Origin of the sequence: Pseudomonas sp. NPDC008258, assembly GCF_042956345.1 — a bacterium.
Taxonomy (GTDB): Bacteria; Pseudomonadota; Gammaproteobacteria; order Pseudomonadales; family Pseudomonadaceae; genus Aquipseudomonas.
Genome location: NZ_JBIBGE010000003.1, coordinates 224,437 through 247,767, shown reverse-complemented (window position 1 = coordinate 247,767; position 23,331 = coordinate 224,437). Strand labels below are relative to the sequence as shown.

Sequence of the window (23,331 nt, the reverse complement as noted above, 5' to 3'; positions counted from 1 at the left end):
TTTTATGGACTTGTCTTTAATCCATCGTACCTACCCGTTTTTCTTCGAGGCCGCCTGGGTCACGGTGCAGATCTCGTTGCTGTCCTTGGCGCTTGGCCTGGTCTTGGCAATCCTCCTGGTTGCACTCAGGTTATCGCCAGTGGCGGTCTTGCGTTGGGTCGCCAAACTCTATGTCAGCGTCTTTCGCGGCACACCCTGCCTGGTGCAGTTGTTCATCATCTATTTTGGTGGCCCACAAATAGGAATTGAACTGGAGCCATTTTCTGCGGCGGTAATCGGTTTGGGCATGAATATCGCGGCGTATATGTCTGAATCCATTCGTGGCGCTATCAATAACGTCGACCCTGGCCAAGTTGAAGGTGCCCGTTCGATTGGCTTCAGCCGCAGCCAGACTTTGCTGTACATCATCATTCCCCAGGCATTGAAACTCATGATCAGGCCGTTGGGCGTCAATGCCATTGGTTTGATAAAAGGCTCAGCCCTGGTATCGGCCATCTCCGTGGTTGAGCTGACCTACACCGCGCAACGCTTTATCAGTTCGACCTACAAGCCGTTCGAGATCTTCATGGTGTCGGCGCTGCTTTATATCGTCATGGTCTATTCGGTCAAGTACCTGGTCGAGGTACTGGACCGGCGCTACGCGACCAAGTAAGGGCTTGCCAATGGATGGATTAAACCTGAGTGTCATCACGCCTTACACTGAAATGCTGGCGACCGGGCTGTGGTGGACGGTGGTCATGTTTGTTTGCTCCAGCGTCATCAGCCTGGTCGTGGGCGTGCTGTTTGCCCTGACTGACCTGTATGCACCCAGGGGCATGGCATTGCCCGTGCGCTTCGTTACCTGGCTGTTGATGGGCACGCCGCTGTTGCTGCAGCTGTACCTGATCTATTACGGCCTGGTGCAGGTGGGTATCGATATTCCGGCCCTGGCTGCGGGTATTATCGGGTTAAGCCTGCATTTCGCGGTGTACAACGCCGACGTGATCAAGTCCGGGATCGAAGCGGTCGACCCTGGCCAGATAGAAGGCGCGCGCTCGATTGGCCTGAGCCGGGCCATGACCCAGCGCTACATCATTGTGCCGCAGGCACTGAGAAAGACCATTGCGCCGTTGGGCAACAACCTCATCGTCTTGCTGAAGGACACGTCGCTGGTATCGATCATCGGTATTGCCGAACTCGTCTATAGCGCCCAACTGGCGGTCAGCGAAACATACAGCCCGTTCGAGTTCTACATTGCCGTTGCGGTGATCTACTACGTGGCCAACCTGGTGCTTGAGGCAGGGCTGCATCTTATTGAAGCAAAGGTCGAGATGTCACGATGAACAACAACGCTATGGTAGTAGTGAAGGGCGCCCGTAAAGCCTATGGTTCGCTCGAGGTACTCAAGGGTATCGACCTGTCGGTGTCGCGTGGGCAGATCTTCGCCATCATCGGCCCCAGCGGCTCGGGCAAAAGCACCCTGCTGCGCTCGATCAATCATCTGGAAGTGCTTAATGGCGGTGAAGTCTGGCTTGATGGCGACCAGGTCAACCGGCCCTTGCATGGCCGTGCTTTCGAGCAGCATATCAACCGGGTGCGCCAGCAGATGGGCATGGTGTTCCAGCATTTCAACCTGTTCCCGCACCTCACCGTCTGTGAAAACATCGCGATAGGGCCGACCAAGCTCAAAGGTTATTCGAAAAGTGCGGCCAGGGAGCTGGCCCTGGAATACCTGCAAAAGGTCGGATTGGGTAACAAGATCGACGAGTACCCGTCGCGCTTGTCTGGCGGGCAGAAGCAGCGCGTTGCGATTGCCCGGGCACTGGCCATGCAACCCAAGGTCATGCTGTTTGATGAAGCAACCTCGGCGCTGGACCCTGAGCTGGTCGAAGAAGTGAACCTGGTCATGAAGCAATTGGCCGCCGAGCACATGACCATGCTGATCGTCACCCACGAGATGCGTTTTGCCGGCGAGGTGGCCGACCAGATCGTGTTCATGGATGGTGGGGTGGTGGTAGAGCAGGGTGCACCGAGTGAAATACTGAGCAATCCCGTACAGGAGCGCACCCGGGCATTTTTGAAGAAGCACCTGCACGACCGCTGATCTGCAGGCAATACCAACAAGCCGCAGCCCTTCGTTGAAAGGGCTGCGGCTTTGTTTTTCAGGTGCCCAGGCTGTCAGCCCTGCACAGCTACCACGGACATTTCCACCAGCAGGCTTGGCTTGAACATGGCCGCTTCGACGCAGGCACGTGCAGGGGCATGACCTTCTGCCACCCAGGCCTCCCAGACTTCGTTGAGCCCGGCGAAATCGTTGATGATGTCCTTGAGGTAGATGGTCACCGAAAGGATCTTCGACTTGTCGCTGCCGGCTTCAGCCAGCAGTGCATCGATGTTGGCCAGGGTTTCGGCGGTTTGCGTGCGGATATCGGCTTCGTGGTTGTTGGCCAGCTGGCCGGCCAGATAAACCACACCGTTGTGGATCACGGTGTTGCTCAGGCGCTTGTTGCTGTGCAGACGCTGAATAGCCATGGTTGCGGGTTACCTTGTGGTTGTTGTGGTAATGAGTGCGAAGCCCGAAAGTGTATCGAGGGATGGCTAGTTGAATTAGCTGAATGAGCAGCGACTTTTGGCTATTAATGCTGGCGAAACAACGTGTTGCGTGAGGCCCCGGGCGCTGTATTCCGTGATGGGGAGTGATCGTGGTGGCACCTTACTGACCGCCACCTCGTTGAGCGTACTCGCGGTACGCCGATTTCAGAATCTGGGGCAGGCGAGGCAACTCACGCCGTATTTCGTCCAGAGCATCAGTACTTCGAATCCACCCCATTAGCCACGCGATCAATAGAGGGCGAGTTGTTGGGCAAGGCCCAACCTGCTGCTCAAGCTCGTCGGCTATGTGTGCAAGCAGTTCAAAGTGCGCGTCCAGCTCTGCAATCTGGTTTGCCATTGCATTCAACCTCTTTCAATTACGCACGAGCGTTGGCGCTGCCGCTTTCTCTTTTCCCATGCCCGCGTGGTCAATCTGGTCAACAATGTCGCGGCTGCGTCCAGTTATAGCGTGAAGGTTTCGACTTCGAAAGGCGATCGCGGTTCAGTGGGCGGCTCAGGCTCGGGGCTTCAAGTACTATTTGCGAACCGCTCTGGCAGAATGCTCAGAAATCCATTTGCTAAAGGAAGGCATCATGCTCACCGCGTCGGAGCTGTGGTCTATGGTCACTGGCGCACCCCAGGATCTGGCATCCTGGTCTCGCTTCGTAGCGCTGACTGAATTTGCTTGGCAGGATCAAGCTTTGGTTTCAGATGCTGCCGAGTGGCAGGTTCTGTGGTTTGAGATGGAAATCGTTAATGCCCTCGCGTTAGCCGAGTGGGAGGAGGCCGGGTCTCCTCGTGATTGGCTCTTGCAGTGGAACGCTAGGTACCAATCGGACGCGCAGACGCTGGCTTCCAGTCTTCGGCGGTTGATTGTGAGGCTTGGAGGTGTCTAAGGAACCCGGGGCGATTCACGATAAGCAGCTTTCCCGAAAGAAAACCATTGATGGCTTCGAGCATGGCGCAACCTCATTGTTATTTTTACTGGGGTAGTGCGAGCTTCACGCGGCCGACTCAGCCGCGTGGTAAAGATAGGATCAGCTCAGGCGCGGTCTTGCAAAGCCTTGATGTGCTTCCACATCAAGGCGGGATTCGAATACATCGGGAAGTGACCGCAATCAGGGATGCACGCCAGTTCCACGCCTTGTGCAGCGATATGGCCGAGGTAGGAGAGGTGTGAGTTGGTTACCCCATACATGTATTGGCGCGGGAAGGGTAGAGCGAGGAACTTTTCCATCAACTGAGCATTGTCGGACAAGTCCACCATCGATTCGAAAATGCCACGCACCGCGGCGGTCCGTACTTTATGCGCGAGGCTGGCGGCATAGAGTGCACTTGCAGGATCCGAAGCCAGCCGGGTGCGATTGATAAAATCACGGAAGAAGCCCGCGTCGTCATCACGATCATGATCGTGGATCTGTCGGCTGAGGAAGCAATCTTCAGGTGCAATGTTGCCTTCAATATCAACAAAACTCTGAATGCGATCAGGCGCTTCATGAGCCAATACCAAGCCGGTCAGTCCCCCCATGGAATGGCCTACCAGGTGGAACCTGTCGATTTCGAAGTGTTTGAGCACGGCGTGGGCGGTTTTCACCAGGAATGGGATGTTGATGCGCGAGAGGTCGGCGCACTCCGTTTCACCGCAGCCTGGCGCATCGTAGGCTATGAAGGGGTGTCCTTCGAAAGACGCTTGCAGCGTGATATCGGCATAGTCCTCTTTGGTGGAACCGAAACCGTGGAGGAACAGGATGGGCGTTTTCGGCCCGCTGCGGTGTATCACCGCCAGATCGAGCTGCACACCCTCGATGTTCAGTGGGACTTTCTCGTACGTGAAGCGAGCTGCATGGGACACGGATGGAAACTCCTATAACAGAGCCCCCAATGTTGAACGCGCCAAATGATTTGTAAAATACGAAGCCACGAACCCTGTGATACGCCCGGCCTATGACAGCAAATCTTGCCTTGCATGGTCGATCATTGCCTCCACCAATGGGTTCTTGTGCTCGCCATGCCAGGCCACGGCTGTGATCACCACTTTTACTTCGGGGTGCAAAGGGCGTATGACGACGTTCTCCGGCGCAAGTTTATCCATGGACGTCGGCACCAATGCGATGCCCTGACCGCAACTGACAAAGGCGACTTGTGACGATACGGACCGCACCTGGTGGACGATGCGCGGAGCGAAGCCGCTGGCTTTGCACTGCCCAACCAGGTAGTCGAAGTACACAGGGCTCACGTCCCGTGAAGCCATGACCAGGGTTTCGTCCGCGAGAGATTGCAGGGAGATCGAATCCTTGGCAGCCAAAGGGTGGTCTTTGGGAAGCGCGACAGCCAGCCTGTCTTCGGACAACGGCAAGGATTGAATATGTCGACCGAGATTCCCTTCCAGGCGTGCGAAAGCAATGTCGATATCACCTGCCTCCAGCGCGGGTATGGCTTCTGCACTATCGATCTCTCGAACCGATACCGTGATCAACGGATGGTTCTGCTTGAAACGCTCGATCAATGGGGGGAGCACGTCGATCATGGCCGAGGTAATCGCGCCGATGGTCACCACGCCGGCATGGCCTGCGACGGCTTCGTGAACCGCCAACTCGAGTCGCTCCAGTTGATCAGCGAATTTCCGGACCGCAGGAAGAATCGCGGCGCCGGCGGCAGTCAGCTGTGCACCGCGGCGCGAACGGGTAAACAGTTGAACGCGAAGGGACTGTTCGAGCGCCTGGATCTGCTCGGTCAACGGCGGTTGCGACATACCCAGCCGCTTGGCCGCACGACTGAAATTCTGGTCTTCTGCCACAGCCAGGAACAGCCACAGGTGGCGTATCAAGCGAAAGTTGATCACGGTGCTTTTCCATAGGTTTTGGATATAACAAGCTTAGCTTCTTCGTAATATACGTATCAAACCTCGGCGCCGATACTCAAGCCTCACCAACAAGAGGCCTGCAACAGATGAGCTTGAAAGCCCCGCTTGAACGCCTGGCTGCGCTCGATACCAACACAGTGTCGGACGCGCTGGACTTCCTCGAACTGCCTGGCGCCACTAACGGCCTGATGCCGCTGTGGAACTGCCCCAAAATTGTCGGCCGGGCCAGCACCGTGCAATTGGGGCCCAAGCAGGACGTGGCGCCCACGGTTCACCTTATTAGCCCGGTCGTAGAACAAGTCACCACCGATGACCGCGTGCTGGTGATCGCAGGTGGCGTGGACGGTATCTCCAGCTGGGGCGACATCCTGGCCAACGCGGCCCAGCGCAAAGGCATCCGCGGGTCGATCATTGATGGCTTCAGCCGCGACATCCGCGGCAGCGGGGATATCGGTTACCCGGTCTTCGGGCGGGGCGTGACCATGATCAGTGCGCGCAACAGGCTCATTCAGCTCGACGCGGCCGTCAAAGTTCGCATGGCGGGTGTTGAAGTTGATGAGGGCGACTATGTGATCGCCGATGAATGCGGCACCGTTTTCGTACCGGCCAATGCCATCGAGAAAGTGCTGAATCTGGCCGAGCGTATTGACCGGAGACAAGCCGGCATGGTCGACGCTGTACGCGCCGGTCGCTCGGTGGAAGAAGTCATGCACGACACGCAATTCGAAGCCATCAAGGTGGAGCACTGATATGAGCCTTTCTGATAAAGACCTGGTTGCCTTGTTCGAAGGCCTGGATACCCCGGGTGTGTCCGACGCGATGGATAAACTGGGCCTTCCAGGCCAGGCCTTCGGTATCGCGGCATTGGCCAACTACAGCCAGGTCGTGGTCGGCCCTGCCTTCACGGTTCAGTACGTCAGTGCGAGCACACCGCCCGGCACAGTCGGAGACTTCATTGATGAGGTAGCACCAGGCGACGTGGTGGTCATCGCCAATGACGGCCGTACCGATTGCACGGTGTGGGGCGACATCATGACCCAGTACGCACTGGCCCGGGGTATTGCCGGCACGGTCATTGACGGTGTCTGCCGCGATGTGAACAAGGCGCTGGGCGAAGGTTACCCGCTGTTCAGCAAAGGCCGGTTCATGCGTACCGGCAAGGACCGCGTGGAAGTCGTGGCTGTAAACCAGCCTGTGTCGGTTGGCCAAGCTCGGGTTTGCGCCCGCGACATCGTTGTCGCTGACGCCAACGGTGTCGTCATCGTCCCGCGCAATCGTGCGCAGGAGGTCGCTGAAACGGCACGTCGTATCGAACATGTCGAAGCACAGATTCGCGAACAGATCGCCACTGGCAAGCGCCTCAAAGAAGCTCGAGCCACCCTCGGTTACCACTCCCTGCAGAGCAAACAGCCATGAGCCTTCCACACGATTATCAGAACATTGTAAAGGTCCTCGGCAGCTCCACCCTCTATGAGGCCTCCGGGCTGCCGTCTGCAGTCGACCGCGAGATTCGCGCTGTCTGGAAGGGCGCCTTCATTGCCGCACCCGCTTACCCGCTGCAGTGTTCGCCTGGTGACAACCTGGGCCTGCACCTGGCCGTGGCCAAAGCACCGCGCGGTAGCGTGCTGATCTGTGATTGCGCCGACTTCATTGCTGGCTACTGGGGTGAGGTGCTCACGGTTGCGGCACAAGCCGCAGGCATTGTTGGTTTGGTAATCAATGGCGGCGTACGCGACATCGCCGCGCTTGAAGCGCATGGCTTCCCGGTGTTTGCGCGGGGTATCTCGGTTAAAGGCACCGTCAAGGCGACTACGCCTTCAGTAGGTAAACCGTTCGACTTCAGCGGCGCACAAGTCAGCGCCGGCGATCTGGTTGTCGCTGACGAAGACGGTGTGATCATAATCCCGGCGGATGCAGTCGAGCGCACGTTACGCGAAGGCCAGAAACGTGCGGACAAAGAAGCAGCGTTCATGGCCAAGCTGCGCGAGGGTCACACCACCATGGACCTGATGGGCCTTACTCACCCGGAGGAACACGTGTGAGCCTGGAAACGCTGAACCGTCGCCTGGAGGCTGCCAAGCCTTCGGCAACCTACAAGATCATCGACCGCGTGGCTGCGCGACGCGCAGAAGGGGCGAAGATCATTTCGCTTTGCGCGGGTGAGCCTGACTTCGATACGCCGGAGCACATCCGTACCGCAGCCATCAGTGCAATCAACAATGGCCACACTCGCTACACCCAGGTGGCCGGCCTTCGTGCATTGCGGGAAGCCATCGCGCGCAAATACCAGCGTGAAAATGGTCTCGACGTCAGCTGGCAGGACACGCTGGTTTGTAGCGGCGGCAAGCAAGTCATCTTCAATGCCCTGGCTGCAACCCTCAACGAAGGCGACGAAGTTGTGATCCCCGCGCCGTACTGGGTCAGCTATCCAGAAATGGTTGAGCTGTGTGGTGGCGAGTCGCGCATTGTCGCTTGCGGCGCCGAATCGAGCTTCAAGCTGACCCCGCAAGCACTGGCCGAAGCCATCGGCCCGAACACCCGCTGGCTGATCCTGAATTCGCCGTCCAACCCCACGGGCGCCGTGTACGACCGTGACGAACTGCAAGCGCTGGCCGAGGTGTTGCTGGCCCATCCGCAGGTGCTGATTCTGGCTGACGACATCTATGAGCACCTGATATTCGACGGCCGTGACTTCCTCACGCTTGCCCAGGTTGAACCACGTCTGGCTGATCGGACGTTGACCATGAACGGGGTGTCGAAGGCCTATGCCATGACGGGTTGGCGGATCGGGTTTGCAACCGGTCCGCGCTGGCTGCTCCAGGCGATGGAGAAGCTTCAGGGGCAGCAGACTTCAGGCGCTTGTTCTATCTCGCAGCACGCAGCAATTGCTGCCCTTGACGGCCCGAAAGCCTTCATTGCCCATAGCCGCGAAGTCTTCCAGCGGCGTCGCGATTTCATGGTCGAGTTGCTCAACCAGGCGCCGGGCATCAGCTGCGAAATTCCAGGTGGGGCTTTCTACGCTTTCGCCGACTGTTCAGGGTTGATCGGCAAACGTTCTCCCGCTGGTTGTGAGTTGGTCAATGATGAGGCAGTGGCCCTGGCCTTGCTTGAGGAGGCCAACGTTGCAGTCGTTCAGGGCAGTGCTTTTGGTCTTTCTGGCTACCTGCGCATTGCTTACGCGCTCGATGATGACTCGCTGCGTGCGGCGTGCCAGGCCATCCACCGCTTCTGCGAGGACGCACGATAGCTGGATAGCTCGCAGCGGTTTTTAAAAGGCTGCCTGAGCCGGGTTGCAGAAGAAGTCTGTCGCTATGTGCAGGGCAAACGACCCGAAACCCCGGCTTGGACGGCCATGCCTGCCAGGCATAGCTGTTAGACCTGTAGCGCCTCTTCCCCCAAAACGACGCTATGCAAAGCTGTACCCGAGTTGGCAAAACAATAACAACAAGGGTAAGCAATCATGAATGCAGACATGAGCACGGCACGTCCGTTGACGCGCAAAGAGCGCACCACCGCAATTGTGGGTGTGTGTTCCGGCAACCTGGTGGAATGGTACGACTTCTTCATCTACGCCTACACGTCGATCTACTTCGCATCACTGTTCTTCCCCGCTGGCGACCAGACCAGCCAACTGCTGGCCACGGCCGGTATCTTTGCTGTCGGCTTCTTCATGCGCCCGCTGGGCGGCTGGATTTTCGGCTATATCGCCGATACCCGTGGGCGCAAGATCTCGATGATCATCTCGGTGTTCATGATGTGCGGTGGCTCGTTGATGATCGCGGTGATGCCCACTTATGCCACGGTGGGTGTCGCAGCGCCGGTTCTGCTGGTGATCGCACGGCTGATGCAAGGGTTGTCGGTAGGCGCCGAGTACGGCACCGGCGCCACCTACATCAGTGAGGTATCCCGCGCCGGGCGGCGATCGTTCTACGGCTCGTTCCAGTACATGACGATCATTGCCGGGCAACTGCTGGCGCTGCTGACGGTTGCGGTGCTGCAAATGGTGCTGTCGGAGCAGGACCTCAAGGCCTGGGGCTGGCGGGTACCGTTCCTGATTGGCGCGCTGGCTTCGATCGTGGTGGTGATCCTGCGCCGTACCATGCGCGAGACAGCCACTGAAGAAGGCATGAAGAGCAAGGAATCCGGCTCGCTCCGGGGCCTGATGCAACATCGTCGTGCGGTGCTGCTCACTTTCACCATCACCATTGGCTGCTCGCTGTACTTCTATACCTTTACCGCTTACATGCAGAAGTTCCTGGTAGTGAGTGTCGGCATCCCGGCACCCACGGTGAGCATCATCATGGCGTGTGCACTGGTGGTCTTCATGCTGGCGCAACCGCTGTTCGGCATGCTCGCCGACAAAATCGGCGTGCGCCGCAACATGATCCTGTTCGGCGTGTTGTCCACCTTCCTGGTCATCCCGTTGCTGTCCGCGATCAAGACCGTGCAGGACCCGCTCGCAGCCTTTGGGCTGGTGCTCGCCGGGCTGCTGATTGCAGCCTTCTATACACCGGTCACCGGTGTGCTCAAGGCCGACTTCTATCCGCCGACCGTGCGCGCACTGGGCGTGGGCCTGCCTTACGCCGTTGGGGCCGCGATGTTCGGCGGTTCGGCCGAGTATGTGGCGCTGTCCTTCCGCTCTGTGGGAATGGAGCAGTACTTCTACCTATACGTGGCGGTCATCGGCGCCATCACCCTGGTGTCGGCCCTGCTGATGCCAGACCTTGGCAAACACGGTTATCTCGATGGCGACGGCAAGGTCGAAGAGAACATCGGCGTTCGCAAGTTCATGGGGCGCAAATCCCTGCCTACCCACCCCAGCCATTGAGGCACGGCGAGCATGACTACTGAAAGGAAGAAGATCGTGCGTTTCGACGTCTGGTATCACCCGGTGATGGCCCGGATCTTCGAAGCATCGCCCGATGTCGTGCTGCAAACCGTCGCCCGTGACCAGCCGCCTGCCGTCATCCTGCAGGCGCTGCGCAACTGCCAGGTGTACCAGGTGCCCTCGGCGCGGGACGAGCTCCCGAGTCAGTGGTGTGTCACCGAGGCGCTGCTCCGCCAGTTGCCTGACCTGCTGTGTGTCTCGACCAATGGTGCAGGCTTCGACACAGTGGATGTCGAGGCCTGCACCCGGGCCGGTGTCCTGGTCGTGAACCAATCGGGCGCCAACGCCCAATCGGTGGCCGAGGCCACGGTGGGGTTGATGCTAGATTGCGCCCGGCGGATCAGTGAATCGGACCGGCGCCTGCGCCGGGATCGCGGGTTTTCTCGCGAAGACCTGATGGGTAGCGAATTGTGCGGCAAAAGCTTGGGCCTGATCGGTATCGGTGAGATTGGTACACGTGTCGCACGTATAGCCCAGGCCCTGGGCATGCAGGTGCTGGCCCATGATCCCCTGCTGAGCGCGGAACAGATCGGTCAACGGGGCGCTACCGGTTGCACGTTGCAAAGCCTGTTGCATTGCAGTGATGTAGTCTCGCTGCATTGCCCGCGCCAGGCTTCGACCTTGAACCTCATGAACGCGTCGGCTTTCGCGGCGATGCGCAAAGGGGCTGTATTCATCAATACCGCACGTGGCGGCGTGCATGACGAGGCCGCTCTCCATGGCGCGTTGGCCTGTGGCCATCTTGGCGCTGCGGGCATCGACGTTTGGGAGCAGGAGCCACCTGCGTTGGATCACCCTCTGCTTGGCCTTGAAAACGTGGTCGGCCTTTACCACACCGCAGGCGTTACGCGCGAGGCCCGCGAGCGCATGGGCGCGTGGGCGGCCGAGCAGATTCTGCAGGTGCTGCGCGGCGAGCCGGGGCCACGGATGGTCAATCCGCAGGCATTTGACGCGTTCCGGCAACGGTTGCAGGCCAGGGACCATCGCGCTACCTAGCACCGTTTGCAGCGTGCTCTGGCGGGTGCTGTTCCGCCAGAGCTCTGGTCATTGTTCGGGCTGCAGCGAGGCATTGCATACCCGCAAGATGTGCTGCTCGATCCACCTTTCATCGAAGGCCGCATTGCCAACCCGCAGGCTGTTGGCGCTCTCGATGATCGCCAGGACAGCAGCGGCAGCCCGGGCTGGGTCGCTCACGCGGAACCGACCGATAGCACAACCCCGGTCGATAATCTGGCGGAGTGGCTCGGCCAGTTGCCCCATTGCCCGCTCCAGCCAGAGCCGGTGGCGGTCGTCCAGGTGCCTGGTTTCGTGACGAAGGACCATCTCCTCCTGGGGAAGGGCCACTTGCCGCGCCAGTGCAAACCGCACATAACCTTGCAGATCTTCAGGTTGGGCGGCGTTTTCCCAGGCCTGCTTGCGGCGTTCGATGATGTCGAGCAGCACAGTCCTGTTTGCAATCGACGTGGTGGTAAAGGCTGCCTGGGAGAATGCCGACGCGCAGGGCCAGCTTTCTCATGGTCATGGCGGTATAGCCAATCTCGACCATCAGTTCGGTCGCAGCCTGGGTCAGGGAGGAGGGGCAGGGACGGGCGGCTTCAAGCATAGGCCGGCAACCTCGAAAGTGCGCGCAGCACCCGGCAGAGCAGGCGTTTACAGTGTCGCCGGGGCCGGTGGGTGCCAGTGAGCAGATACATGGGGCACCTCTCTGGGTAGGTGCCCCCGGTACCGCGCACCGCTGCGCGTCAGAACAGAGGTGGCGTGCGGTGCCGGGAGCGATAACGAGGGGCTTCAGCCGGCCTGGAGCAGCATGGCCCGGGCGCGAAGGATCACGGGGGCGTCGACCATCTGGCCATCGAGGGTGAACACGCCGGCGCCGGTTTCAGCGTGTTCAACTACCCGCTGCGCCCAGTCCAGCTCGGCAGCCGAGGGCTTGAGCGCGGCGTGAATCACGTTGACCTGGCCTGGATGGATGCACAGAGCGCCGGCAAAGCCCATATCCCGGGCGAAACGCACCTGGCGCTGAAGTCCGTCGGTGTCCTGAATGGCAGGGAACACGCCGTCCAGCGGCGCGGCAAGCCCGGCGACACGGCTGTGCAGCAGCACCGCATAGCGGGCATGGTCCAGTACCTGCCCGGCAGCGGAACTGCCGGTGTTCAGCCCGAGGTCCAGCCCCAGGTCCAGGCTGCCGAACGACAGCCGGTCGACGCCTGTTGCTGCCGCCAGGAGGGGCAGGGCGGCCAGCCCCTTGGCACTCTCAATGATCGGCCACACCGCTTTGCCGGTGGCATGGGCACGTTCGATCTGGCCGACGGTTTCCGCCTTGGGCAGCAGGATGCCAACCACTCCAGCGTGGCGCTGACACAGCGCCAGGTCTGCCTCATGGGCCCAGTGGCCGGGCGCGTTGACGCGCACAAGCACTCGGGCCTGGGGCTGATCGCTCAGAAACTGCTCGAGGTTGTCGCGCGCCTGTTCCTTCAGCGCCTCTTCAACGGCATCCTCAAGGTCAACGATGACTCGATCTGCGCCACTGGCCAAGGCCTTTGGTATGCGCTCTGGGCGGGTAGCCGGCACGAACAGCGCGCTGCGTACGGTTTCGGCGCTCATGGGCGTACCTCCTGGGCGAATTCGATTTCGCCAACCTGCGCCTGGCCAGCCTGATTACCCGCCCAGACCTGCGCCTTGCCGTCGCCGGTCAACCGCCCGCCGACCTGGAAGGCATCCGGGCAGATCAGCGGGCGCACACCACGATAGCTGAAGCGGCGCACGCTGAGTTGCGGGTTGGCGCGCACGAATGCGCGCAGGTTCAGGGTGGCGATCAGCGGGCCGTGGACCACCAGCCCCGGGTAGCCTTCGGTTTCGGTGACGTATGGCCAGTCGTAGTGGATGCGATGGCCGTTGAAGGTCACCGCCGAGTAGCGAAAAAGCAGCGTCGGGTCGGGCTGCACGCTTTCGTTCCAATCGCCGTGGGGCATCGGCTCGGTGCCGCCCAGCTTGGGTGGCGAAGGCTCCCGATAGACGATGTCCTGCTCTTCGATCAGTGCCTGCTGCCCGTCCTGCACATACTCATGCTGCACGGTGACGAACATCAGTGAGCCAGTGCGCCCGTGCTTTTCCTCGACATTGAGGATGGTCGAGCGGCGTGACACCTGAGCATCGACCCGCAGCGGGCGGATGAACGCCAGGCGCCCGCCGGCCCACATGCGGTTGCGGTTGTCGGCCGGGGGCAGAAAACCGCCCCGCGCCGGATGGCCGTCGCCACCCAGGCCGGCCGCTTCCACAGGTTCCTGGAAGAACGCCCAGTGCCAGAGTGCGGGCAGGGCATCACCAGGTGCGGGTGCGGGCTCGCTGAAAGTGGCAGCAATACGCTTGACCAGGTTATGGCTGATGCAGTCATGGACCGTCTCGCTACGGCCAATCCATGCTTGGGGTGCAGGTGTGCTCATTTTTTATTGTCCTTTACAGCGTCGAAGTCAGTTCCGGTACGATCTCGAACAGGTCGCCGACCAAACCGTAATCAGCTACCTGGAAGATAGGTGCTTCTTCATCCTTGTTGATCGCGACAATGACCTTGGAGTCCTTCATGCCGGCCAGGTGCTGGATAGCGCCGGAGATACCCACGGCGATGTACAACTGCGGCGCTACGATCTTGCCGGTCTGGCCGACCTGCATGTCGTTGGGCACGAAGCCTGCGTCTACCGCTGCGCGTGAGGCCCCAACCGCAGCGCCGAGCTTGTCGGCCAGGCCATACAGGTGGCTGAAGTTGTCACCGTTGCCCATGCCGCGCCCGCCCGACACCACGATCCTGGCGGCGGTCAGTTCGGGGCGGTCGGACGTGGCCAGTTCTTCGCCGACAAATGCCGACAGGCCTGCATCTGCAGCGCCAGCCAGCGCCTCGATCGGCGCGCTGCCGCCTTCTGCCGGTACCGCCTCAAAACCGGTGGAGCGCACGGTGATGACTTTTACCGCAGCGCTGGATTGGACGGTGGCAATGGCGTTACCGGCGTAGATAGGGCGCTTGAAGGTGTCCGCGGACTCGACCGCAATGATCTCTGAGATCTGGTCGACATCCAGCAGCGCAGCTACCCGTGGCAGGAGGTTCTTGCCGTTGCTGGTGGCTGGGGCCAGCACGTGGCTGAAATCGCGGCCCAGGTTGGCCACCAAGGGCGCCACGTTTTCCGCAAGCTGATAGGCGTATGCAGCATCGTCTGCCAGCAGCACTTTGGTCACCCCGGCGCACTGCGCGGCGGCGAGCGCCACACCGGCCACGTCCTGCCCGGCTACGAGCACAACAATGTCAGCGCCGATCTGCCGAGCGGCGGCCAGCGTGTGCAGGGTATGGGCGGCGAGGGTGCGATTATCGTGTTCAGCGACTACCAGAATGCTCATCAGATCACCTTCGCTTCGTTCTTGAGCTTTTCGACCAGTTCGGCCACCGATTTGACCTTGATGCCGGCGCTGCGGGCAGCCGGGGCTTCAACCTTCAGGGTCTTGTTGGTGGAGGCGAGGGAAACGCCCAGCGCGTCTGGGGTAACGGTCTCCAGCGGCTTCTTCTTGGCCTTCATGATGTTCGGCAGCGACGCATAGCGCGGCTCGTTCAGGCGCAGGTCGGTGGTGACGATGGCTGGCAGGTTCAGCGATACGGTCTGCAGGCCGCCATCGATCTCACGGGTCACATTCAGCTTGTCGCCAGCCACGATGACTTTGGAGGCGAAGGTGCCTTGCGCGTAGCCGGTCAGCGCGGCCAGCATCTGGCCGGTCTGGTTATTGTCGCTGTCGATGGCCTGCTTGCCGAGGATGACCAGCTGCGGCTGCTCCTTGTCGACAACGGCTTTCAGCGCCTTGGCCACGGCCAGGGAGTTCAGTTCGTCAGCGGCTTCTACCAGGATGGCGCGGTCGGCACCCAGGGCCAGGGCAGTACGCAGTTGCTCCTGGGCAGTGGCCGGGCCAACGGAAACGACGACGATTTCGGTCGCAACGCCCTTTTCCTTCAGGCGGACAGCCTCTTCCACGGCGATTTCGCAGAAGGGGTTCATGGACATCTTGACGTTGGCAAGGTCGACGCCGGAGTTGTCCGCCTTGACGCGAACCTTGACGTTGTAGTCGACCACTCGTTTGATTGCGGCGAGCACTTTCATAGGCAGGGATACTCTGTGTTCAAGCGATGGCAACAGGCGCGAAAAAGAGGGGTCAGATGGCCCCTGAAGCGCGCAGTTGCTGAATACGTTCATGGGGCAGGCCGAGCTCCGCAAGGATGCTTTCACTGTGCTGGCCCAGCGCGGGGACCGGGCCCATGCGCGGTGCATAGGCGTTGCTGGTGGCCGGTGGCAACAGGCTGGGTACTGACCCGGCGGCGGTGTCGATCCGCCGCCAGCGGTCGCGGGCCTGCAGTTGCGGGTGGGCCCAGACACCCTGCATGTCATTGACCTTGGCATTGGCGATACTGGCCCCATCGAGGCGCCCGATTACCGTGCCGAAGTCCAGCGCAGCAAAGGCCTCGACGATCAGCCCGCGCAGCGCATCGCGATTGGATACGCGCTTGAAGTTGGCACTGAAGCGCTCGTCATCGGCCAGTGCCGGCTGCTGTAGCACGTGTTCGCAGAACAGCTGCCATTCGCGCTCGTTCTGCAGGCCAAGCATCACGGTACTGCCGTCGCCCACCGGGAAGGGGCCGTACGGATAAATGGTGGCGTGCGCCGCGCCGGCACGTGGCGGTGGTGCGGCACCCTCGTAGGCGTAGTACAGCGGGTAGTTCATCCACTCCACCAAGGCCTCGAGCATGGACACTTCGACCTGGCTGCCGATGCCGGTCTTTTCCCGCAGCAGGACCGCCGAAAGGATACCGGTATAGGCATACATGCCAGCGGCGATATCGGCAATCGAGTTGCCGGCCTTGGCCATGCCGTCTTCCCCCGGCCCGCCGGTCACCGACAGGAAGCCGCCTTCGCTCTGAATCAACAGGTCGTAGGCTTTTTTCTGTTCATAGGGGCCGCCCGCGCCGTAACCGGAGATATCGCAGACGATCAGCCGTGGGAATCGCGCGTGCAGCGCCTCGAAGCTCAACCCCAGGCGGGCGGCCGCACCCGGTGCCAGGTTCTGCACCAACACATCGGCCTGCTCTAGAAGTTGGTCAAGAATATCGCCGGCAATTTCCTGCTTGAGGTCCAGGGCGAGGCTTTCTTTAGATCGGTTGGTCCACACGAAATGCGAGGCCAGGCCGTTGACCCGCTGGTCGTAGCCCCGGGCGAAGTCGCCACTGCCGGGGCGCTCTACCTTGATGACCCGGGCGCCCAGGTCGGCCAGCTGGCGGGTGCAGAAGGGCGCCGCGATCGCGTGTTCGAGGCTGATGACGGTAATGCCGTCAAGGGGGCGGATGGGCTGGCTCATGCTGGTTGTCTCTCTTGTTATGGCAGGCCCCCGTGGGTCACGGGGGCGGTGCGGATCAGAACGAGCGCGGCAGTTCAAGCAGGTGTTCGGCCACGTAGGACAGGATCAGGTTGGTCGAGATAGGGGCAACCTGGTACAGGCGGGTTTCGCGGAACTTGCGTTCGACGTCGTATTCATTGGCAAAGCCGAAGCCGCCGTGGGTCTGCAGGCAGGCGTTGGCCGCCTCCCAGCTGGCCTTGGCGGCCAGGTACTTGGCCATGTTGGCGGCCGCCCCGGCGTTGCGCCCGCTGTCGTATTCGGCGCAGGCGCGCCAGCGCATCAGGTCGGCGGCTTCGATCTCGATGTGGGCCTCGGCGATGGGGAACTGCACACCCTGGTTCTTGCCGATCGGCCGGCCGAACACCTCGCGGTCACGGGCGTACTGGCTGGCTTTTTCGACAAACCAGCGGCCATCGCCGATGCACTCGGCGGCAATCAGGGTACGCTCTGCGTTAAGGCCGTCGAGGATATAGCGGAAGCCTTTACCTTCTTCACCAATCAGGCTACTGGCCGGGATTACCAGGTTGTCGAAGAACAGCTCGTTGGTCTCGTGGTTCACCAGGTTGGCGATCGGCTGCACGGTCAGGCCGTTGCCGATAGCCTCGCGCAGGTCGACCAGGAAGATCGACATGCCATCGACCTTTTTCGTCACCTCGGCGAGCGGGGTAGTGCGTGCCAGCAGGATCATCAGGTCGGAGTGCTGCACACGCGAGATCCACACCTTCTGGCCATTGACCACATACTTGTCGCCCTGGCGAACGGCTGTGGTCTTGATCTTGGTGGTGTCGGTGCCGGTAGACGGCTCGGTCACGGCCATCGATTGCAGGCGCAGTTCGCCACTGGCCAGCTTGGGCAGGTAGTAGCGCTTCTGCTCTTCGCTGCCGTTACGCAACAAGGTGAACATGTTGTACATCTGGCCGTGGATGGTGCCGGAGTTGCCGCCGCAGGCATTGACCTCTTCAAGAATTACCGAAGCCTCGGCCAGGCCCAGGCCGGAACCGCCGAACTCCTCGGGAATCATCGCCGACAGCCAACCCTCGTCGGTCATGGCCTTGACGAAGGCTTCAGGGAAGCCCTTTTCCTCGTCGATCTTGCGCCAGTACTCGGCGGGGAAGTCGCCACACAGGGCACGCACACCCTCACGAATGGCGTTGAGTTCTTCGTTGTTGTTGTCGTTCATCATCATTCTCCAGGGTGGGCCGGGCCGGCAGCGTCATCGTGGTTCGGCCACCGGCCGGCCCTTTGACACGGTCAGATGGGCTGCAAGCCCAGGGCAGCGCGGAAGCGGTTCTTGATGTAATAACCATCGCGTGGTGGCAGTACGCGGGGCGGGTTCTCGGCCTTGATCTTCACCGTCGCCAGCTTCACGCCATCACGGGTGGCGAAACGCTCGCGCAAGGCATGCACACCGTCCATTTCACGGACTTCCTCAGTCCAGGAAAAACCACAGGTATCGGCGACCCGGTCCAGCTGGATGCCGAACCCGGCGTGGCTGACCTGCATGCCGGTCTCACCGAAGTGGCCGTTATCCAGTACCACGATGGTCAGGTTCTTGGGCTGCTGCAGGGCAACCGTGGCCAGGGCGCCAAAGCCCATCAGCAGCTCGCCGTCACCGGTGACCACCACCACGCTTTTGTCCGGCTGCGCATTGGCCAGGCCCAGGCCCACGGTGATGGCGCTGCCCATGGCGGCCCACAGGTAGTAGTTGTTGTCGTGATCGCCTGCGGCCATCACATCATAGGAGGCCGAACCCAGGCCGGTGACCACGAGCACATCGTTGCGGTCGGCAAGCAAGGTACGGACGACTTCACGGCGGCAAAGCACGTGGTTGGCGCTTACTTGACCCATTTCTTTTCTCCGATCAGGCGCTGGCCGAGCAGCAGGGCAGTGGCGGCATCGCCATTGAAGGCCATGGTGGCGGCACCATGGAGCAGGGGCGCCACATCCTCAGGCTTGTCAGCGCGCCAAGTCATCACCTTCATCAGGTTCAGCGAGGCTTCGGTGGCCTGGCCCATGGGGTTCTGCCAGGCATTGAACTCGGCCCAGTCGCCGCGCATGGTCACCACCATCAGCAGCGGGAAGCCGGCGCAGTTCTGCAGGGCGAGGGTGTTGATGCAGTTGCCGACGCCGCTCGATTGCATGAGCAAGGCGCCCCGTTCACCGCCCAGCCATGCGCCGGCCAGGTAGCCGATGCCTTCTTCTTCGGTGGTGAGTACCACGGCCTTGATATCGGGGTCGGCGTAGGACATGCGGATGGCTGCCGAGTGGCCGGCATCCGGGACGAACACGACGTGCTTGACGTCGTGGGCCTTGAGGACACGGAACACGTCCTCTTGCCAGTTCTGTTCAGCTTCTTGCGATGACATGGGGTATCTCCCGGCAGTACTGCTTTTGTTTTCCACATGATGGGGGGAGTTGCGGTGCAGGACGACTACCGTTTTTTTCTTTGAGATATGCCGGGCCGGCATAGGTTGGCCCATGGAATGGCGGGTCGACGTTCTGTGCGACCGGCTGCCGCGTGGAGCCAGGCATGGCTCGCGCAGGGGAGGCTGCCTCTATAGAAAGCGGGCATAGCTGATAGACACATGCAGCGCTTATGGGCCGGTGGCGAAGCCGTTAGGTTGTGCACTCGGTTGCGGCGGTGCCGCTGTCGAATCAAAACAACTGGCGCTGCCTTTGCCGGACGTGAGTGAAACCACTTCGCTGCAGACCTCGGCCTTTACCCTCAAGGCCTTTGTCACCCACCTGGTACCCAGGTCGTTCGCCGAGGCCCTGGCCAACAACGAAATCCTGCAAATCGTGGTGTTCTCGCTGTTCTTCGGGGTGGCCCTGGCGGCACTGGGGGAAAAAGCCAAAGGCCTGGTGCGCCTGGCCGATGAACTGGCGCAGGCCATGCTGCTCATCACCGGCTACGTCATGAAGCTGGCGCCGTTGGCTGTGATGGCGGCGATGGCTGCCACGGTGGCAGTCAATGGCTTGTCGATCCTGGCCACGTTCGCCGTGTTCATGCGCGACTTCTATCTGGGCCTTGTCTTGTTGTGGGTGTTGCTGGTGCTGGCCGGGGCGATGTTCCTGGGCCGACGGGTATTCGCCTTGCTGGCACTCATCAAGGAGGCATTTCTGCTGGCGTTCGCCACGGCCAGCTCCGAATCGGCCTACCCGAAACTCCTCGCGGCTCTGGACCGCTTTGGCGTCAGCCGCAAGATTTCCAGTTTCGTGATGCCCATGGGCTACTCCTTCAACCTCGACGGCTCGATGATGTACTGCACCTTTGCCGTGCTGTTCATTGCCCAGGCGTACGGTATCGAGATGACACTCGGCACGCAGATCCTGATGCTGCTGACCTTGATGCTGACCTCCAAGGGGCTGGCAGGGGTGCCTCGGGCATCGTTGGTGGTGATTGCCGCGACGCTTGTTCAGTTCGATATTCCCGAGGCGGGGCTACTGCTGATTCTGGGCATCGACACCTTCCTCGACATGGGGCGCTCGGCCACCAATGCCGTGGGTAACTCGATCGCCACTGCGGTGGTGGCCAAATGGGAAGGGGAGTTGCAGGAACCGGGCGTGGAGCAGGCAACGCCGCGCGCTCCTCAACCGCAAGCAGATAAGTCAATGGCTTGAGCCAGGCGCGCAGGTTCTAACTGCTATGCTCAAATGCTATAGCTGCTGCCGGACGCTGTCTTTAGACTGCCTGATACGCCGCTCCAGCGGCTTCCCTTTCCCTGCCAGTGGTTGATCAATGGACGTAACGCAACTTAAAACCCTGATCCACGTGGCGGAACTTGGCAGCTTGAGCAAGGCATCGGACCGGCTGCATGTAGCGCAACCGGCATTGAGCAGGCAGATTCGGCAGCTGGAAAAGGAACTGGGCGTTTATCTGTTCGAGCGCCATGGGCGTGGGATGGAAATCACCGCGGCGGGGCTGGAGGTACTTGAGCGGGCCACCCGCATCATGAACGAGCTGGAGTCCATTCGTACTTCGGTAGCCGGCGGGCGGGCGGCCTTTCGCGGCATGGTCGCCATCGGTACCACGCCGACAATCGCCGAGATCGTCACGGTGCCGCTGGTCAAGCGCATCAGTGACACCCACCCGGACCTCTCCATCCGCTTTTCATCGGCCTTCAGCGGCTATCTGCTGGACTGGTTGCAGCGGGGCGAACTGGAACTCGCCATCTCCTACGACCCGCAACCGCTACATACCCTGCGCATCGAACCGGTGATGATGGAGAACCTGGTACTGGTTGGCCCTGCCGATTCGGGGCTCAACCTCGATACAGCGATCCCTTTCGCACAGTTGGCCAGTGAACCGATGGTTTTGCCCAGCCCCCGTCATGGGCTGCGCAAGATCATGGACCAATGTGCCCTGGAGCGCGGCTTCAAGATCACCACCAGCGTCGAGGCGGATTCGTTCGGCGCAATGATCGACCTGGTGCGCAATGGCTTTGGCTACACCGCGTTGCCCTTGGCGTCGATCTACTCGCGCTTGAACGACGGCACATTGTGCGCGGCACCGCTGGTCGACCCCACGCCCATGCGGAAACTGGTGCTGGTGCTGCCGGCCGATCGCCAGGTGAGCCCGGCAACCCGCTACGTTGGCCAAACCTTCGTCGACATTGCCTCGGAGCTTGTGGCCGAAGGTATCTGGGCCGGGCACATGCTCTGATGCAGCAGCCAAGCTATTCAATCCCGGCATAGCTGCTAGAGGTTAGCGTGTCTGGCCGCTATCCAGGGGAGGGCGTAGTTTTCTCGGGAATAAAAGCCAGTGCGCTTTCGCTGACTTGTAAAATAATAGATCCCAGAAGGTACCCCCCATGATGCGCGTTTCATCGCCTTGCGTTTTGCCGCCTGCTTTTTCCCACCACGACTCCAAACCGATCAAGCGAACGTAAACCGACGCTGTCGTTCCTGCCTTGCGTTTGCCTTAGATCTGGAGTTGCCCCATGCACGCCAACAATAACAATCCCGCTGCGCCTGATATCCATAACCTGACCAACCGCCAACGGATCCGCGCCATTCTCGGTGCCTGCTCCGGCAACCTGGTGGAGTGGTACGACTTCTTCATCTATGCCTACACCTCGATCTACTTCGCGGCCCTGTTCTTCCCCCAGGGCGACCAGACCACACAGTTGCTGGCCACCGCCGGGATCTTCGCCGTGGGCTTCTTCATGCGCCCCTTGGGCGGGTGGATCTTTGGCTACCTGGCCGACACCCGTGGTCGCAAGTTCTCCATGATCATCTCTGTGTTCCTGATGTGTGGCGGCTCGCTGATGATCGCCGTACTGCCCACTTATGAGTCCATCGGCATGGCAGCTCCGGTCCTGCTGTTGGTAGCCCGCCTGATGCAGGGGCTTTCCGTCGGTGCTGAATACGGCACCGGGGCCACCTACATCAGCGAGATTTCCCGCAAGGGCAAGCGCTGCTTCTTTGGCTCGTTCCAGTACTTCACCATCATCGCCGGCCAGTTGCTCGCGCTGCTGACGGTGGTGGTGCTGCAAAATGTGCTGCCAATCGAGGAGCTCAAGGCCTGGGGCTGGCGGATTCCGTTCTTCATCGGTGCGGTCAGCGCACTGGTAGTGGTGTACCTGCGCCGCTCGATGCTTGAGACCGCCCATGCCCAAGGCGCGAAACACAAGGAAGCCGGCTCGATCAAGGCACTGATGAAACACAAGAAAGCCGTGCTGCTGACCATTGCCATCACGGCCGGTTGCTCGCTGCACTTCTACACCTTCTCCACCTACATGCAGAAGTATCTGGTGGTGTCGGCTGGCTTCGACCCCTCGACGGTCAGCTTCATCATGACAGCCGCCTTGGTGGTGTTCATGTGCCTGCAGCCGGTGTTCGGGATGATGGCTGACCGGATCGGCTCTCGTAACAGCATGATTGCTTTCGGCCTGCTGTCGAGCGTGTTGATCGTGCCGTTACTCACGGGCCTGAAAAGCGTTAGCAACCCGTACGAGGCCTTTGCGCTGGTGATGCTCGGGCTGCTGATTGCAGCGTTCTACACGCCCGTGACCGGCGTGCTCAAGGCTGACCTGTATCCCGCCACTGTGCGCGCGCTGGGGGTAGGCTTACCTTATGCTCTGGGCAATGCGCTGTGCGGGGGCACGGCCGAGTACGTCGCGCTGTCATTGCGGGGCGCGGGAGTGGAGTCGTACTTCTACTACTATGTGGCGGCCATGAGCGCCATCACCTTGTTGGCTGCCGTGCTTATGCCTGACTTGCGTAAGCATGGCTACCTTGACGGCACCGGCGCGGTTGAGGAGAACACCGGCCTGCGCGGCGGCCAAGCCTACTCAAGCGCAAGCGGCTGAGCCAATGCCTGGGCAGCCGCTGCCGGCTGCCCAGATATCTTCACGATCACACTACCCGGTACTGCATGTGCTGCCAGGTCAGCTGCGGGTTCGCATGAAGAAGCCTTCGCTTCGTGTCCTGGTGAGTCAATGACTGGAGCCCTGGCGTGGGGTGTGCTTGATGCCTTGCGACCAATCAGCAGTCTGCTGTACAGCAGTTAGCGTAACGCTTGGTCTAAGCAGTTGGTAGCGGCGACTTACTGGCCGCCCCCAGGTGATTCCAGTCGCTATACGCC

General features: G+C 60.8%; 25 protein-coding genes and 1 pseudogene. 13 read left to right on the top strand and 13 right to left on the bottom strand.

All coding sequences use genetic code 11. From position 1 onward, the window contains the following. The first annotated feature begins 4 nt into the window (after positions 1-4). The 3 genes from ACFY9W_RS04045 to ACFY9W_RS04035 are packed head-to-tail and all read left to right on the top strand — an operon-like array spanning position 5 to position 2,083. Positions 5-652, top strand: coding sequence for an ABC transporter permease subunit (locus ACFY9W_RS04045; RefSeq protein ID WP_391126090.1), 648 nt, complete (start codon positions 5-7; stop codon positions 650-652). 10 nt (positions 653-662) lie between these two features. Further along, positions 663-1,322 carry an ABC transporter permease subunit gene (locus ACFY9W_RS04040; RefSeq protein WP_391126087.1) on the top strand — a complete coding sequence of 220 codons (660 nt, stop codon included), beginning with the start codon at positions 663-665 and terminating at the stop codon, positions 1,320-1,322. Between the two features lie 11 nt (positions 1,323-1,333). Continuing rightward, positions 1,334-2,083 carry an ATP-binding cassette domain-containing protein gene (locus ACFY9W_RS04035; protein WP_391126150.1) on the top strand — a complete coding sequence of 250 codons (750 nt, stop codon included), beginning with the start codon at positions 1,334-1,336 and terminating at the stop codon, positions 2,081-2,083. A 74-nt stretch (positions 2,084-2,157) separates the two neighbouring features. On the opposite strand, the gene ACFY9W_RS04030 is transcribed toward ACFY9W_RS04035, so the two are convergent. After that, on the bottom strand, positions 2,158-2,511 hold the full coding sequence (locus ACFY9W_RS04030) for a RidA family protein (RefSeq protein ID WP_201200837.1): 354 nt from the start codon (positions 2,509-2,511) through the stop codon (positions 2,158-2,160). 653 nt (positions 2,512-3,164) lie between these two features. Between ACFY9W_RS04030 and ACFY9W_RS04025 the strand changes: the two genes are divergently transcribed. Next, positions 3,165-3,467 carry a hypothetical protein gene (locus ACFY9W_RS04025; RefSeq protein ID WP_391126082.1) on the top strand — a complete coding sequence of 101 codons (303 nt, stop codon included), beginning with the start codon at positions 3,165-3,167 and terminating at the stop codon, positions 3,465-3,467. 146 nt (positions 3,468-3,613) lie between these two features. Here the strand turns inward: ACFY9W_RS04025 and ACFY9W_RS04020 are convergent, their stop codons facing one another. Next, positions 3,614-4,423, bottom strand: coding sequence for an alpha/beta fold hydrolase (locus ACFY9W_RS04020; RefSeq protein ID WP_391126080.1), 810 nt, complete (start codon positions 4,421-4,423; stop codon positions 3,614-3,616). Between the two features lie 90 nt (positions 4,424-4,513). Beyond that, positions 4,514-5,413 (bottom strand): LysR substrate-binding domain-containing protein, encoded by a 900-nt coding sequence (locus ACFY9W_RS04015; RefSeq protein ID WP_391126077.1) that lies wholly within the window; start codon positions 5,411-5,413, stop codon positions 4,514-4,516. A gap of 107 nt (positions 5,414-5,520) precedes the next feature. Here ACFY9W_RS04015 and ACFY9W_RS04010 point away from each other — a divergent pair, with 107 nt between their 5' ends. The 6 genes from ACFY9W_RS04010 (at position 5,521) to ACFY9W_RS03985 (ending at position 11,318) form a co-directional block, all read left to right on the top strand. After that, on the top strand, positions 5,521-6,183 hold the full coding sequence (locus ACFY9W_RS04010; protein WP_391126075.1) for an RraA family protein: 663 nt from the start codon (positions 5,521-5,523) through the stop codon (positions 6,181-6,183). Between the two features lies 1 nt (position 6,184). Continuing rightward, positions 6,185-6,850 (top strand): RraA family protein, encoded by a 666-nt coding sequence (locus tag ACFY9W_RS04005; protein WP_391126072.1) that lies wholly within the window; start codon positions 6,185-6,187, stop codon positions 6,848-6,850. Next, entirely contained in the window at positions 6,847-7,476 is a 630-nt protein-coding gene (locus ACFY9W_RS04000; RefSeq protein ID WP_391126069.1) for an RraA family protein, read from the top strand. Before ACFY9W_RS04005 ends, ACFY9W_RS04000 begins: the two co-directional genes overlap by 4 nt. Beyond that, positions 7,473-8,681 carry an aminotransferase class I/II-fold pyridoxal phosphate-dependent enzyme gene (locus tag ACFY9W_RS03995; protein WP_391126066.1) on the top strand — a complete coding sequence of 403 codons (1,209 nt, stop codon included), beginning with the start codon at positions 7,473-7,475 and terminating at the stop codon, positions 8,679-8,681. Before ACFY9W_RS04000 ends, ACFY9W_RS03995 begins: the two co-directional genes overlap by 4 nt. 225 nt (positions 8,682-8,906) lie before the next feature. After that, positions 8,907-10,262: an MFS family transporter gene (locus tag ACFY9W_RS03990; RefSeq protein ID WP_391126063.1), complete on the top strand. Its 1,356-nt coding sequence runs from the start codon at positions 8,907-8,909 to the stop codon at positions 10,260-10,262. Between the two features lie 12 nt (positions 10,263-10,274). After that, positions 10,275-11,318, top strand: a complete 1,044-nt coding sequence (locus ACFY9W_RS03985; RefSeq protein WP_391126060.1) for an NAD(P)-dependent oxidoreductase — start codon at positions 10,275-10,277, stop codon at positions 11,316-11,318. Between the two features lie 48 nt (positions 11,319-11,366). Here the strand turns inward: ACFY9W_RS03985 and ACFY9W_RS03980 are convergent, their stop codons facing one another. The 10 genes from ACFY9W_RS03980 to ACFY9W_RS03935 all read right to left on the bottom strand — a co-directional run bounded on the left by ACFY9W_RS03980 (position 11,367) and on the right by ACFY9W_RS03935 (position 19,111). After that, positions 11,367-11,765, bottom strand: coding sequence for a hypothetical protein (locus ACFY9W_RS03980; RefSeq protein WP_391126057.1), 399 nt, complete (start codon positions 11,763-11,765; stop codon positions 11,367-11,369). Next, complete coding sequence (locus ACFY9W_RS03975) at positions 11,707-11,925, bottom strand: TetR family transcriptional regulator (protein WP_391126054.1); 219 nt, start codon at positions 11,923-11,925, stop codon at positions 11,707-11,709. Before ACFY9W_RS03975 ends, ACFY9W_RS03980 begins: the two co-directional genes overlap by 59 nt. A gap of 185 nt (positions 11,926-12,110) precedes the next feature. After that, on the bottom strand, positions 12,111-12,926 hold the full coding sequence (locus ACFY9W_RS03970) for an aldolase/citrate lyase family protein (protein WP_391126052.1): 816 nt from the start codon (positions 12,924-12,926) through the stop codon (positions 12,111-12,113). After that, on the bottom strand, positions 12,923-13,765 hold the full coding sequence (locus ACFY9W_RS03965) for a MaoC family dehydratase N-terminal domain-containing protein (protein ID WP_391126049.1): 843 nt from the start codon (positions 13,763-13,765) through the stop codon (positions 12,923-12,925). Before ACFY9W_RS03965 ends, ACFY9W_RS03970 begins: the two co-directional genes overlap by 4 nt. 13 nt (positions 13,766-13,778) lie before the next feature. Then, a complete protein-coding gene (locus ACFY9W_RS03960) occupies positions 13,779-14,708 on the bottom strand; it encodes an FAD-binding protein (RefSeq protein WP_391126046.1) in 930 nt (309 codons plus the stop codon). Further along, complete coding sequence (locus tag ACFY9W_RS03955) at positions 14,708-15,457, bottom strand: electron transfer flavoprotein subunit beta/FixA family protein (RefSeq protein ID WP_391126043.1); 750 nt, start codon at positions 15,455-15,457, stop codon at positions 14,708-14,710. Before ACFY9W_RS03955 ends, ACFY9W_RS03960 begins: the two co-directional genes overlap by 1 nt. Before the next feature lie 52 nt (positions 15,458-15,509). After that, a complete protein-coding gene (locus tag ACFY9W_RS03950) occupies positions 15,510-16,706 on the bottom strand; it encodes a CoA transferase (protein WP_391126040.1) in 1,197 nt (398 codons plus the stop codon). Positions 16,707-16,761: 55 nt separating this feature from the next. Beyond that, the gene (locus tag ACFY9W_RS03945) at positions 16,762-17,925 is read right to left on the bottom strand and encodes an acyl-CoA dehydrogenase family protein (protein ID WP_391126037.1); all 1,164 of its coding nucleotides are present in this window, start codon (positions 17,923-17,925) and stop codon (positions 16,762-16,764) included. Between the two features lie 71 nt (positions 17,926-17,996). After that, on the bottom strand, positions 17,997-18,593 hold the full coding sequence (locus ACFY9W_RS03940; RefSeq protein WP_391126034.1) for a thiamine pyrophosphate-dependent enzyme: 597 nt from the start codon (positions 18,591-18,593) through the stop codon (positions 17,997-17,999). Then, positions 18,581-19,111, bottom strand: a complete 531-nt coding sequence (locus ACFY9W_RS03935; RefSeq protein WP_047602690.1) for a thiamine pyrophosphate-binding protein — start codon at positions 19,109-19,111, stop codon at positions 18,581-18,583. Before ACFY9W_RS03935 ends, ACFY9W_RS03940 begins: the two co-directional genes overlap by 13 nt. A 298-nt stretch (positions 19,112-19,409) precedes the next feature. Here ACFY9W_RS03935 and ACFY9W_RS03930 point away from each other — a divergent pair. From ACFY9W_RS03930 to ACFY9W_RS03920, 3 genes and pseudogenes are all read left to right on the top strand, one after another. Further along, positions 19,410-20,366 (top strand): annotated as a pseudogene (locus ACFY9W_RS03930) (dicarboxylate/amino acid:cation symporter); the annotation flags it as partial. A gap of 118 nt (positions 20,367-20,484) precedes the next feature. Further along, a complete protein-coding gene (locus ACFY9W_RS03925; RefSeq protein ID WP_391126030.1) occupies positions 20,485-21,408 on the top strand; it encodes a LysR substrate-binding domain-containing protein in 924 nt (307 codons plus the stop codon). Positions 21,409-21,685: 277 nt separating this feature from the next. Continuing rightward, the gene (locus ACFY9W_RS03920) at positions 21,686-23,056 is read left to right on the top strand and encodes an MFS family transporter (protein WP_391126027.1); all 1,371 of its coding nucleotides are present in this window, start codon (positions 21,686-21,688) and stop codon (positions 23,054-23,056) included. The last annotated feature ends 275 nt before the right edge of the window (positions 23,057-23,331 follow it).